This is a genomic window from Acidovorax sp. sif0632 (assembly GCF_019218805.1).
GTDB lineage: Bacteria > Pseudomonadota > Gammaproteobacteria > Burkholderiales > Burkholderiaceae_C > Acidovorax > Acidovorax facilis.
Map to the genome: position 1 here is coordinate 276,706 of NZ_JAHUWW010000003.1, position 12,929 is coordinate 289,634.

At 64.7% G+C, this 12,929-nt stretch carries 11 protein-coding genes; all 11 read right to left on the reverse strand.

What is annotated here, in order from left to right:
• Positions 1-13: 13 nt before the first annotated feature.
• The 11 genes from trbE to KW832_RS11260 all read right to left on the reverse strand — a co-directional run bounded on the left by trbE (position 14) and on the right by KW832_RS11260 (position 12,919).
• Complete coding sequence (gene trbE / locus KW832_RS11210) at positions 14-2,431, reverse strand: conjugal transfer protein TrbE (RefSeq protein ID WP_218299949.1); 2,418 nt, start codon at positions 2,429-2,431, stop codon at positions 14-16.
• 22 nt (positions 2,432-2,453) lie between these two features.
• Positions 2,454-2,732 (reverse strand): VirB3 family type IV secretion system protein, encoded by a 279-nt coding sequence (locus KW832_RS11215; protein ID WP_218299950.1) that lies wholly within the window; start codon positions 2,730-2,732, stop codon positions 2,454-2,456.
• Positions 2,729-3,061 carry a TrbC/VirB2 family protein gene (locus KW832_RS11220; RefSeq protein ID WP_304505077.1) on the reverse strand — a complete coding sequence of 111 codons (333 nt, stop codon included), beginning with the start codon at positions 3,059-3,061 and terminating at the stop codon, positions 2,729-2,731. Before KW832_RS11220 ends, KW832_RS11215 begins: the two co-directional genes overlap by 4 nt.
• Positions 3,058-4,107 carry a P-type conjugative transfer ATPase TrbB gene (gene trbB, locus KW832_RS11225; RefSeq protein ID WP_255577678.1) on the reverse strand — a complete coding sequence of 350 codons (1,050 nt, stop codon included), beginning with the start codon at positions 4,105-4,107 and terminating at the stop codon, positions 3,058-3,060. The genes KW832_RS11220 and trbB overlap by 4 nt, the downstream gene beginning before the upstream one ends.
• Positions 4,091-4,561: a CopG family transcriptional regulator gene (locus KW832_RS11230; RefSeq protein ID WP_218299951.1), complete on the reverse strand. Its 471-nt coding sequence runs from the start codon at positions 4,559-4,561 to the stop codon at positions 4,091-4,093. Before KW832_RS11230 ends, trbB begins: the two co-directional genes overlap by 17 nt.
• The gene (locus tag KW832_RS11235; RefSeq protein ID WP_218299952.1) at positions 4,558-6,594 is read right to left on the reverse strand and encodes a conjugal transfer protein TraG; all 2,037 of its coding nucleotides are present in this window, start codon (positions 6,592-6,594) and stop codon (positions 4,558-4,560) included. The genes KW832_RS11230 and KW832_RS11235 overlap by 4 nt, the downstream gene beginning before the upstream one ends.
• Positions 6,595-6,942: 348 nt before the next feature.
• On the reverse strand, positions 6,943-7,842 hold the full coding sequence (locus KW832_RS11240) for a LysR family transcriptional regulator (RefSeq protein ID WP_218299953.1): 900 nt from the start codon (positions 7,840-7,842) through the stop codon (positions 6,943-6,945).
• Between the two features lie 163 nt (positions 7,843-8,005).
• Positions 8,006-9,259, reverse strand: a complete 1,254-nt coding sequence (locus KW832_RS11245; protein ID WP_218299954.1) for a lipase family protein — start codon at positions 9,257-9,259, stop codon at positions 8,006-8,008.
• A gap of 55 nt (positions 9,260-9,314) precedes the next feature.
• On the reverse strand, positions 9,315-10,301 hold the full coding sequence (locus tag KW832_RS11250; protein ID WP_218299955.1) for a tripartite tricarboxylate transporter substrate-binding protein: 987 nt from the start codon (positions 10,299-10,301) through the stop codon (positions 9,315-9,317).
• 66 nt (positions 10,302-10,367) lie between these two features.
• Complete coding sequence (locus KW832_RS11255; protein WP_218299956.1) at positions 10,368-11,240, reverse strand: SDR family oxidoreductase; 873 nt, start codon at positions 11,238-11,240, stop codon at positions 10,368-10,370.
• 32 nt (positions 11,241-11,272) lie between these two features.
• Positions 11,273-12,919, reverse strand: a complete 1,647-nt coding sequence (locus KW832_RS11260) for an AMP-binding protein (RefSeq protein WP_218299957.1) — start codon at positions 12,917-12,919, stop codon at positions 11,273-11,275.
• Positions 12,920-12,929: the final 10 nt, after the last annotated feature.

Here is a 12,929-nt window from a genome sequence, read left to right on the forward strand (position 1 = left end):
ATGAATACCTCCTTCAGTGAGTAGAGATCGGTGGGAACGAGGCAATGAGCTCCGCGGCCCATTCCAGCCCGCAATGGCGCAGCCAGGCGGCCGCGAAGTCCTGGCGGGTCGCCGAGGCCACCTCGTCGATGTCCCGCTGGTGCTCCTGAGACGAAGCCCCTGCAAACGCCAGCGCCACGGGCCCCAGCCCCAGGTCAAACACCCGGTTGCCCAGCCGGGACTGGTAGTAGTAGTCGCGCTTGGGCGTGGCCTGCGCGACGATGTCGATCTGCCGCCCGTTGAGACCAAAGCCCTCGTAGATCACCCGGATCTGCGGCTCGGTCGCCTGGGGGTTGGGTAGAAAGATGCGACTCGCGCAGCTCTCCACGATGGCGGGCGCAATGCTGGAACCCTGGATATCCGCCAGCGACTGGGTCGCGAAGATGACCGACACGTTCTTCTTGCGCAGCGTCTTGAGCCACTGGCGAATGCGCGTGGCAAACACCGGGTCGTCCAGGAACAGCCAGGCCTCGTCGAGGATCAACAAGGTCGGTGCTCCATCAAAGCGCTCGTCGAAACGCGCGAACAGATAGGACAGCACGGCCAAGGTCGCTGCCTTGCTGTGCATGAGCTCTTCCATCTCGAAACACTGGACCGACGAGGACCCCAGCCGGTCCACGTCCGCATCGAGCAGCTTGCCGTGGGCACCGCCCAGCACATAGGGCTGCAGCGCCTGACGCAGCGCATTCGACTGCAGCAGCACAGACAGGCCCGTGAGCGTGCGCTGCTCCACCGGCGCGCTGGCCAGGCTGTTGAGGGCGGACCAGACCGCATCCTTCTCGCCGGGCCCCACAACCACACCTTCGTGTATCAACCGGCCTTCGACCCACTCAGAGGCCCATGCGCGGTAGCCCTCCTGGTCGATGCGCGCCAGCGGCTGAAAAGCGATCTCGCCGTCAAGTCCCAGGTCATAGTGCTCACCGCCGAGTCCCAGGACGGTGGCCCACATCGAGCGCCCCATGTCAAAGACCAGGATGCGCGAGTTCGGGTAACGCCGGAATTGCAGCGCCAGGGTGGCGAGCAGCACCGACTTGCCCATGCCAGTGGGTCCGACCACTAGGGTGTGGCCCACGTCGCCAATGTGCGTGACCAGCCGAAACGGCGTGGCGCCGTCCGTGCGCGTGACGATCAGCGGCGGCCCGTCGAGGTGCTTGTTCGTCTCCTGCCCCGCCCATACCGCCGACACCGGCATCATGTGGGCCAGGTTCAAGGTCGAGACGATGGGTTGGCGCACATTGGCATAGGCATTCCCAGGGATGGATGACAGCCATGCTTCGACCGCGTTCAGAGTCTCCGGAATGGTCACGAAGCCCCGGCCCTGGATGGTCCGCTCCACCGCACGCAGCTTCTCATCGGCGGCAGTTGCATCGGCATCGAGCACCGTCACCGTCGCGGTGACATAGCCAAACGCCACCTGGTCGCTGCCCAGCGCCTGCAACGCTGCATCTGCGTCTGCTGCCTTGTTGGACGCATCCGAATCCACCAGCGGGCTCTCCTGCTGGAAGATGGTCTCGCGCAGCAGCGCCACGATGTTCTTGCGCTTGGCAAACCACTGGCGACGCAAGCGGGTCAGTTCCTTCTCCGCTTCGGCTTTGTCCAGGCACAGAAAGCGCGTGCACCAGCGGTAGGCGAAACCCAGCCGGTTCAGGGCGTCCAGCACACCCGGCCACGTCGACGTCGGAAACCCCCGCACCGACAGCGTGCGCAGATGCATCCCTCCCAGCATCGGCGCCAGTCCACCCACCAGCGGCTCATCCGCCAGCAGCGCATCCAAGTGCATCGGTACCTCCGGCACCGCCACCGGATGCCGACGCGTAGACACGCAATCGTGCAGGTAGGTCAGCGTCTGCGCATCGTCCACCCAGCCGATCTCCGGCATCACGCCGTCCAGCAGGTCCAGGAAGCGCACCGATTCGGACACAAAGGCCTCCAGACGCTCGCGCCAGTCCACGCCTTCGGTCTTGCCGTTCTCATAGAGCAGCTTGGCGGCGCGCGCCCTGCCCTCTTCGGGAGGCAGGTAGACCAGCGTGAGGTGGTAGCGGCTCTCGAAGTGGCTCGCGTGCTCTTCAAAAGCAGAACGCCGCTCTTCGTCGACCAGCCAGGACAACGGTTCAGGAAACACAGACCGCGGGTAGTCACCCGCCTCCCGGCGTTCGGCCTCCACGAACAGCGCCCAGCCCGAGCCCAGACGCCGCAGCGCATTGTTCAGGCGCGCCGAGGTGGCGATCAGCTCGCCCTGCGTCGCACTGTCCAGGTCCGGCCCTCTAAACCGCGCCGTGCGCTGGAACGCACCGTCCTTGTTGAGAACGACACCGGGTGCGACCAGCCCGGCCCAGGGCAGCCAGTCGGACAACAGCGCGGGGCGCCGGCGGTATTCGGCAAGATTCAGCATGGGGTGTTCTCCATAGCTGGCCTCAGGCATCCAGAAGCACACGGTGCTTGATGTGCCGCGCAAATACCTGCATGAACTGCGCGTCCATGCGCGCACCCCAGACCGCCAGCGAATGCCCAGCGATCCAGAGCACCAGGCCAGAGATCCAGAGCTGCAGGCCCAAGCCCACCGCGGCGGCCAGCGTGCCGTTGGTGATCGCCACCGTGCGGGGTGCACCGCCCATCAGGATGGGCTCGGTCAGCGACCGGTGCAGCGGCACTTCAAAGCCCGGCATAGAGTCAGCGACGGTGCTGTTGCTCATGCCAGCACCGCCCCGCCAGCGAACGAGAAGAACGACAGAAAGAAGCTGGATGCCGCGAATGCAATAGACAGCCCGAAGACGATCTGCACCAGCTTGCGGAAGCCGCCCGACGTGTCGCCAAACGCCAGCGTCAGCCCCGTAGCAATGATGATGATCACCGCCACGATGCGCGCCACCGGCCCCTGGATGGATTCAAGGATGGACTGCAACGGCGCTTCCCACGGCATGTTGGAGCCCGCGGCGTGCGCGGGAGCGGCAATGGCCAGCAGCAGAGCTGCCACGGCGGCAGCGTGCAAAAGAGGTTTTACGGAAACGCGGGAATGCGTCATGGCTGTTCTCCAGGGGTTGAGGAAGGTGAAGAAGGTGAAGAGGAGACCCAAGGCAGCGGTCCCAGCGTGGTGTCGAGCTGGTAGCCCTGGCTGTCATATCCAACGACGCGGGCGATCTCACGCACCCGCCGGGCACGTCCCCGTCCGGCGATGAAAACGATCACATTCACCGCCTCGGCAATCAGCGCGCGCGGCACGGTGACGGAGACTTCCTGCACCAGTTGCTCCAGACGCGTGAGCGCGCCCAGGGCGGAGCCCGCATGCACGGTGGCGATGCCGCCAGGATGGCCCGTGCCCCAGGCCTTGAGCAGGTCCAGCGCCTCGGCGCCGCGCACCTCTCCAACCACGATGCGATCCGGCCGCAGGCGCAGGGTGGCGCGCACCAGGTCGGCCATAGTGGTCACGCCGGGCTCGGAGCGCATGCCCACGTGATCGTCCGATCGGCACTGCAGCTCCATCGTGTCTTCGAGGATCAGCACCCGGTCCCGGGTCTGGGCGATCTCGTCCAGCAGCGCATTGGCCAGCGTGGTCTTGCCAGTGCTGGTGCCGCCCGCCACCACGATGTTCAGGCGCTCGTGCACGGCGGCACGCAGGAAGGCAGCCTGGGTCTCGGACATCACGCCATCCGCCACATAGTCGGCCAGGGTCAGGATGCGCAGCGCCCGCTTGCGGATAGCGAACGAAGGCGCTCGCACCACGGGCGGCAGCACCCCCAAAAAACGTTCCCCCGTCTCTGGCAGCTCGGCCGAGAGGATGGGCAAGCCTGCATGTACCTCGGCACGCACATGCGCAGCCACCAGCCGGATGATGCGTTCGGCCAAGGGTGCGGGCAGCGCAGCGCCAGCGGGCTCTCGCCCCGAGCCCAGCCGATCCACCCACAAAGAGCCGTCCGGGTTGAGCATGACTTCGACCACCTCCGGGTCTTCGAGGGCTGCAGCGATCTCCGGTCCTAAGGCCGTGCGCAGCATGCGGACGCGCCGGTCCAGAGAAACCGCCGCATTGCTGACGCCCTCGCGGCCCGATTCCTGGTCAGGCCTGCGCGCCATCGGCACTCCCGGTTTCAGGTTCTGGATCCGGGTCCGCGCTACTGCCTGCCGGCTCGATCTCCTCGTGAACCTCCCGCACCAGGCTGCGACCGCGCTGCAGGTGGCGGGCCAGCTGCTCGATAAACTGTGCGAAACGCGCTCGCCCCTGGGCCCGGGCCGCCTCCTGGTGCCCCTCGGGCACCGGGATCGAAACCGTGAGGAAGTAGCGGACGTAGAGCGCCACGGTCTCAATCAGGATGTTCTGGTCGCGCTCCAGGCGATCAAACTGCCGGGAGAGTCGGTCCAGCCGCTTGGCCATCGCCGCTTCGCGCTGGTCGCCGCCATCGGGCGAGAGGAACGAAGAGAGTGCTGCCGCGACTATCGCGGACTTGGATACGCCTTTGTGCACGGCCAATTGGTCCAGCCGCTTGGCGTGCGCAGGCTCGATGAAGATGTTCAGGCGGGCGCGGCTCATAGCGCAATCCCGTCGTCCGGATCCAGCACCGCCAGGCGCGCGGTGCGCATGAGCTGCCGGTCCACGTCCTGGGGCCGCAGTGGCGCATCGTCATCATCGTCCAGCAGCATCAGGTCGCCGGTGGTCGGCTCCTCCTCATCGACATGTGCCACCTCCAGCTCGGGCTTGAGCTGGTGCCCGCCTTCGTCGGCAAAGCCACCCTCCTCGCTCACACTCGACGCGCCAGGCGCCACCAGCGGCGCCAACCCACTCCAATCGTCCGCCCGCGTCGCCGGCCGGTCCGCATAGGTGCCTGCGACCAATACCGGCGCCTTCAACACCCTGCCCGTGAAATTGCGATCCAGGTAATAGCGCAGCTTCTTGGCCTTGATGGGAGGATGGCCGGAGACCATCACCACCTCATCCTCAGGCGGTAGCTGCATAACCTCTCCGGGCGTGAGCAAAGGGCGTGCCGTCTCCTGGCGCGACACCATCAGGTGGCCCAGCCAAGGAGCGAGCCTGTGACCGGCATAGTTGCGCTGGGCGCGCAGTTCGGTCGCGGTACCCAGCGCCTCAGATATCCGCTTGGCCGTGCGCTCATCGTTGGTCGCGAACGCGATGCGCACATGGCAGTTGTCGAGGATCGAGTGGTTGGGTCCGTAGGCCTTGTCGATCTGGTTCAGGGATTGGGCGATCAGGAAGGCTCGCAGGCCGTAACCGGCCATGAAGGCCAGGGCCGATTCGAAGAAGTCGAGGCGCCCGAGGGCTGGAAACTCGTCGAGCATCAACAGCAGCTTGTGCCGGCGCTCGATTCCGTCCGAGCCATCCAGCGACTCGGTGAGGCGGCGGCCGACCTGGTTGAGGATCAGGCGAATCAGTGGCTTGGTGCGGCTGATGTCGGAAGGCGGCACCACGAGGTACAGCGAGACCGGGTGCTCAGCCGAGATCAGGTCGGCAATGCGCCAGTCGCAGCGAGAAGTCACCTCGGCCACTGTGGGGTCGCGGTACAGGCCCAGGAAACTCATGGCGGTGGACAGCACGCCCGAGCGTTCGTTCTCGCTTTTGTTGAGAACTTCGCGGGCGGCAGACGCCACCACGGGGTGAACATCCTCCGCCAGATGACGTGTGGTCATCATCCGGTGCAGCGTCACTTCAAAAGGGCAAGCTGGATCAGACAGAAAGTTGGCCACGCCGCCCAGGGTCTTGTCTTCACCCGCATACAGAACGTGAAGGATGGCTCCAACCAGCAATGCGTGGCTGGTCTTCTCCCAGTGGTTCCGACGCTCCAGGGCCCCTTCAGGGTCTACCAGGATGTCAGCGATGTTCTGCACGTCGCGGACTTCATGGTCACCGCGACGGACTTCGAGCAAAGGGTTGTAGGCAGCCGACTTGGCGTCGGTGGGATTGAAGAGCAGGCAGTGCGAGAAACGCGCGCGCCAGCCCGCGGTGAGATTCCAGTTCTCGCCCTTGATGTCGTGGATCACGGTGGAGCCAGGCCAGGAGAGCAGCGTGGGCACCACTAGCCCAACTCCTTTGCCTGAACGCGTGGGGGCGAAAGCCATCACGTGTTCCGGGCCTTCGTGGCGAAGGTAGGCCCCCTGCTTGCCTACGGTCTTGCCGAGGAAGACTCCAACAGACTTCGTCAGGCCTGCTTTGGAGATCTCCTCCTGCTCCGCCCAGCGGGCTGAGCCATAGGTCGTGACCTGCTTGGCCATGCGTGCGCGCCAGACTGCCATGGCGATGGCTGCGCCGGTAGCGAGCAGGCCGCTGGATGCTGCAATAAAGCCGCCGCGCTCGAAAACATGGGGCGCATAGGCATCGAAAAAGTACCACCACTCGAAAAGCTTCCAAGGCTCATAGATGGGCAAACCGGATACTTCGAACCAGACAGCGCCGAGCCGAGGCTGGTAGCCAAGAGCATGGGCCGTCCACTGAGTGGCCATCCACACGCCACCCACGGCCGCGCCAGACACTACGGTGATCTGTCCGAACAGGATGCCAGTGTGTGCAGACAATGCACCGCGCTTGCCAAACGTCCCATCTCGAGAATTCATGTCTGTCTGTTCCCTACAGGGACACGTCGGCCGTGCCCCTCCTGCGCCAGCGCGCCACCGTGGCACGGACGACACAAGTCTGAACTGGAAGCGCTGCCAAACACACCCATCAGGGCGTGGCCTGGAGTACGCAGGCACCCATGACGATCAAATGGCGATCAAACCAAGCTGTCGGAAATGAATGTCAGAAGTGCAACATGCTGCCGGCGCTCCTCCTCTGACAGCAAAAGTACGTGCCTGCGGCCTGTGTTGCGCTCGAGCATGAAGGCAAGCGACCCTGACGTCCATGGCCGATGGAGTGGCACCCACTCGACACGGACGTCGATGCCGTAACGAACCGTATGAGGCTCAGTACGAAGATCCGCTTAGGTTTTTGGCGTGAGAGATGAAACGCTGCACGGCATCGGGCGTTTCAGCGCGCCGCTTTTTGTGCACCACACAAGTGAAAATTTGCTCGCGTTCTCTCAGCGGAACCGCAACTACATCTGTGCGGTATAGCGTAGTAACGTGGCCAGCATCTGCCAGCCCGACACCCATCCCTGCCGCGATTCGAGTAACGAAGCCTGGCAATCCACCGGCTTCGCTTGCTATCTTTGGCGCAGGGTTGTAACGCTGCACGATTGCCAGCATCTGTTGCAACAGACCCGGTTGTCGGTCAGCCCTGCACGATATCAGTGGAAAAGCCAACAAGTCAGACAATGCGACATTGTCAAGCGATGCCAACTCGTGCCCAACTGGTAACACTGCCATCAACGGATAGCTCCATGCCGAGACTTGCATGATTGCCTCGTCATCAGGCAGGCCGAAGGAAATTCCCGCATCGATCTCTTCACGCTGCAGCGCTGCTGCCAATTCGTCGGCAGTCATCTCCGACAGCTCAAGTGGCGTATCTGGCGCTAGCGCTTGCCAGCTGGAAAGGCAACTGGATAGCCGCGGTTGGGCAATGCCATCCCCTATGCCTATACGCAACGGGATACGGTAGCGAGCATCGGTCGCGCGCACGACGCGCCGCATGCGCTCCATCTGGATGAGCAGATAGTTGGCTTCCCTGAGCAAGCGCGCGCCGGCAGGTGTGAGACGCAGTTTGCGCGGCATACGCAAGAAAAGCGACACCCCCAGCCGATCCTCCAGATCCCGAATGGACCGCGAAAGTGGCGTCTGGTCAATATGGATACGCTCGGCGGCCCGACGAAAACTCAGTTCCTCAGCGACGGCGATGAAGTAGCGCAAGTGTCGTAGTTCGATCATGGTTGCCTCGCCGTTGAACTGTGGATCCGTGCGTGGCGAGGCTTTCGGAAAAAGCAACTAACGAAATTCTGAGGCGTGACGGAGACACAGAGGTAGGTCATTGGATACCCCTCGACAATAGCCTCCCGCAACATGGTGAGAATGCCCGTCTGCCACCGGCGCGCTAGCGCGTGCAATTGCTGGCTGCGGCCTTCCCCTCGAAGCGGGCCTGTGCCCAGGCAGGGAACTGCTTGGCGGCCTCCGGAACGATAGGGCCGTGCTCCAGCCCGGGGAACTCGATGTACTGCGCAGCTGCGCCCGACTTGCACACGGCCGCGTGCTCCCGTAGCGTGAGATGTACTGGCGTCGTGGTGTCGATGGCCCCCTGGTAGATCACGAAGGGCATGGTGCCCTTGGGCGCAAAGTCATCAATGGCCGAGAGGGCGTTCCACCAGGGAGAGCCCTCCGCAACGGCGTTGGGGGCGTAAGGCTGCGGCACGTCCGCGGCGGTGCGCCAGACGTCGTGGCAGCCGTCGGCCATGGCCGGGAACTGCTCCAGTCCGGCCGTGGTCAGCACGTCCCGATATTGCAGGTCCGGGAAGTAGGCTTTCACGCCTGGCAGTGTGGAGATGAGGTAACCGGCCTGCGCCAGGTTGTTGGTGCGCAGCGTGGTCAGCACCAGATCCTTGATGCGCACCGCAGGTGCAATCAGCCCCGCGCCCAGCCCGGTGAAGCCCGGCGCGTAGCTTGCGGCGATGGATTCCGCCCACATGGTGGTCTGCCCGCCTTGGGACCAGCCGTACATCACATACCGCTTCGAGGCATTCGCCGTGGGGAACTTCTGGGCCACACGTAGCATATCCAGCGAGGCCCGCGCATTGGGCTGGCCGGCCATGTAGAACGCCGGTCCTGGCAAGCCCTGCCCAGGGTAGTCGCTCATCACCACCACATAGCCCCGAGCCAGCAGATCGGAGATGGCGGGCACCCGGTGGCGCCCGTCCACCCGTGCCAAGCTGGTCCGGGATGGGGCGCAGGCATCGGCGACGCCAGTGGTCTCATGGTTCCACAGCACCACGTCCCGGGGGGCGCTGCTCGGCGCATCGGGTATGTAGATTTCCCCTGAGACATAGGCCAGCGTGCCCGCCTTGATCTCCGACACGTAGAGCACGTTCCAGCCCTTGGCGCCGACGGGTGCGTCAGCGCGCTCCTGCGCGTAGAGGATGTCGCCCGGCTGCGCCCCTGCATGGGGGCGAGTCGAGACCTCCCAGAAGTTGCTGCCGGCGGGGCCGGTGGTGATCGCCGGCAGGGTGGTCGCCTGGGCGGCGCCTTCGCCACCGCCGCTGAGCAGGACGATTGCGGTGAGGGACAGAGTACAGGCAAAGGCGGCGGGGGTACGCTTGCGCGTGTTGGCGCGAGTGGGGTTCGGTGTGCAGTTCATGGTGCGTTGTCTGCAGGTCGTTGTGGCTGGGGGAAATGAAAAGCAGGAAGGGGTGTCAAGACTCAGCGGTGAAGCCGATCTTTCGCACCAGCGGGCGCCAGCGCTCCAAGTCGTCCTTGATAGCCTGACCCATGTCAGCTGGGCTCGAGCCCTTCACGGTGAGGCCCAGAGTGGCCATGCCGTCGATGAAGTCCTTATTCGACAGGGCGGTGACGATGGCAGTTGCGGCTGCGGAAACCACGGCAGGCGGCGTGCGCGCAGGTGCCAGAAAGCCATACCATTCCTCGATGGTCAGTTCGGGATGGCCCGCTTCCGCAAAGCTCGGAACTTCGGGCGTGAACGGCGTTCTCGCTGCGCCTGACGTCGCTAGGATGCGCAGCCTGCCGGCACGATAGAAAGGCAGAAAGTCACCCGTAGGGGTGCACATCGCTGCCACCTGCCCGCCAACCAGATCCGTCACCCCGGGCACGGACCCGCGGTAGGCCACGTGGGTCAGCTCCAAGCCACTTCGTATGCCCAGCAGAGCCATCAGGAAGTGCGGCGCAGTGCCAGCGCCTGGAGACCCATAAGATGCCTTGCCCGCGTTCGCCTTGGCCCAGGTGATGAAGTCCTGCACCGTTCTGACGCTGGCAGGCACCATAGGGCCCACTGCCAGTGCATGCGTCATCATGCTGGCTGTCGTTACCGGTGCGAAGTCACGCATGGGGTCGTAGCGCAAGCTGGGATAAACATGGGGGTAGATGGACAGCGTGCCCAACGGTGTCAGCAGCAGCGTCTTTCCATCCGGCGGTGCAGCCTTCACAAATTCGCAGGCCAGGCGGCCGCCTGCTCCAGTACGGTTATCGATGACTGCGCCTTGGGTTGCGAAAGCGCTTCCCATCAGCAACTCCGCCACGCGCCTGGCGGTGCTGTCTGCAGTGCCGCCTGCGGGAAATCCGCAGACGATGCGCACGATGTCCGGGGACTGTGCGAGGGCCCAGGGCGCGCCTGCAGCGCCTCCAAGGGCTGCGGCCGATTGCAGGAATTCTCTACGGTGAATCATGTCTGTCTCCTGGTGTTGTCGTTGAAATGAGCGGAATGGAACGTGGCAGGTAGGCCCTGTGCGGAGCTAGTGCGCCGCTTGGGCCGTCGTGGTCGGTGTCGGGCGTTCCGAAGATCGGATCTGTTCGTCCAAAAATGCGCGGGCTCCGGCGTTGAAGTGCGCAGAACCCCCAAGGCACTGTCCGCCGTCCACTGCCAGCACGACTCCGGTGATGTACGACGCCATAGGCGACGCGAGGAACACGGCCGCTGCCGCGATGTCCTGGACGTGCCCCAGGCGCCTTAGCGGAACGCTGTCTGCGAGCCGACCCAGCGCGCTGCCGGCGGACAGTCGGCGCAGACCCTCGGTGTCACCAATGGGGCCGGGCATGATGCTGTTGGCGCGGATGCCGTGGCAGCCCCATTCGAGTGCGAGGTTCCGCATCATGTTGTCGACACCTGCCTTGGCGGCACCCACGTGCAGCTGGTACGCATGCGGCAGGCTGGCCATGGCCGCAGTGATGAACAGAATGCAGCCCTTCGAATCGCGTAGTTGCTCGAAAGCGAGGCTGGCGGCATGGAAGGAGCCCATCAGGTCGATGTCCACCACGGTCCGGAAGCCGTTCACAGACAGGTCTTCGGCCGCGGCCAGGAAGTTGCCAGCGGCGCCGCAGACCAGGATGTCGATGGTGCCCAACTCGTCCCGCGTGGCTTGCAGCGCATGCGCCAGTTGCTCCGGTGCGCGCACGTCGGCCTGGTAGGCGCGCACCTCGCCGCCGTAGGTACGCAACTGTGCTGCGGCGGTGTCCAGGCGCACCTGCGTCCGACCGCAGATCGCCACGCGGGCGCCGTGGGCTGCGTAGGCGCCTGCGATGGCTAGGTTGATGCCGCTGCTGCCGCCGGTGATGAAGGCCGTTTTGCCGGTAAACAGGTGACGTGAAAGTGCGAGGGTCGTGTCCATAAAAAGTCCGTCGGAAAGAGAGAGGAAGAAACTCAGGCGCGCAGCAGCCGGCGCAGGACCTTGCCGACGGGGCTCTTGGGCAGTTCCGCGACAAAGTCGATCTGGCGGGGCACCTTGTAGGCCGTTAGGCCCGTGCGGCAGTGCTCAATCAGAGCCTGCTCGCTCGGCTGCGCCGGGCCCCTGGGCACCACGAAGGCGCGCACGGCTTCGCCCGTGCGTGCATCTGGCATGGACACCACTGCGCATTCGGCAACGCCCGGGTGATTGGCAAGCACGGCCTCGACTTCGTTGGGGTAGACGTTGAAGCCGGATACCAGCACCATGTCCTTGCAACGGTCTGTGATGGAAATAGCGCCGTGCGCTTGCATTCGCCCGACGTCGCCGGTACGCAGCCAGCCATCGCCATCTAGCACCTGCGCGGTTTCTTCCTCGCGGCCCCAGTAGCCGCGCATAACCTGAGGTCCGCGCACGCAGATCTCTCCCGTTTCTCCGAAGGGCAGATCGCAACCCTGAGCGTCTCGTACGGCGATCTCGGTACCCGGCAAAGGGAATAGACCGGTCTGCGCAGCACCATCGACCGCAGCCGACAGTACGAATGGCGACGCCTCGGTCAGCCCGTAGCCCTCGACGATGGAACGGCCTGCGCGGTGCAGCCAGTTGCTGGACACCGCAGGCTGTGTGGCGGTTCCACCGGCTACGGCAAGCCGCAGGCCGCCGAGGTCAATGTCCGCAAGCTCGGGAGCGCTGAGCATGCTGGCATAAAGGGTGTTGACGCCGCTGACCACGGTGCAGCCGCTGCCCAGCGCAATCGCGATAGCCTGCATGTCGCGGGGATGGCTCACAAGTCGGTTGTGGGCCCCCAAGTGCAGCATCAGGAAGCAGTTGAAGCTGAGTGCGAAGATGTGGTACAGCGGCAGGATGGTGGCCACGATTTCAGCGCCAGGCCGAAGGACCTTGCCGTACCACGCCGCGGCCTGCTCGAGATTGGCCACCAGATTGCGGTGCGTGAGCACCGCGCCCTTGCTCACGCCGGTGGTACCGCCGGTGTACTGCAGCAATGCCACGCCATCGCTCTGCGGGAGCACCGCATCGTGTGCCAAGCTGCAGGGCATGGACGCAAGGACGTCTACCCATCGCCAGGTACATAGTGCGTCTTCCAGGAAATCGGGCGAGGAATCTTCGCCGTGCGGCCGGTCCATGTCGCCGGGGGCTGTCAGCACCATGTGGCGCAGTTGGGTGCGGTGAGCCACCTCGCGCACCAGGGGTTCCAGGCTCTCCAGCGCCACGATCACCCTGGCGCCTGAATCGGAGAGTTGCTCGGCCAGTTCGCGCGCCGTGTACTGCGGATTGATGTTGACCACCACCATGTTTGCCTGCAGCACCGCCGCAAGTGCCACCGGGTACTGGAGCAGGTTGGGCATCATCAGCGCCACCCGGTCGCCGGTCGCAAGACCCGGGGCGCTGCGCAGCCAGTTGGCCAGGCGCGCACTCCATTGCCCGAACTCCGCGTAGCTGAGGGTGTGGCCGTCTTGGGTGAATGCTGGCAGTGCCGCATACCGCAGGCATGCCAGCTGGATCACATGTGCGAGCGATATGGGTGTGGCGCTGTCAACCGCCGCCGGCGGCTCCGTGGTCGCCGGAACCTGGGCCGACTGGTGCACTAACCATCTGGTATCCATGTGATGTCTC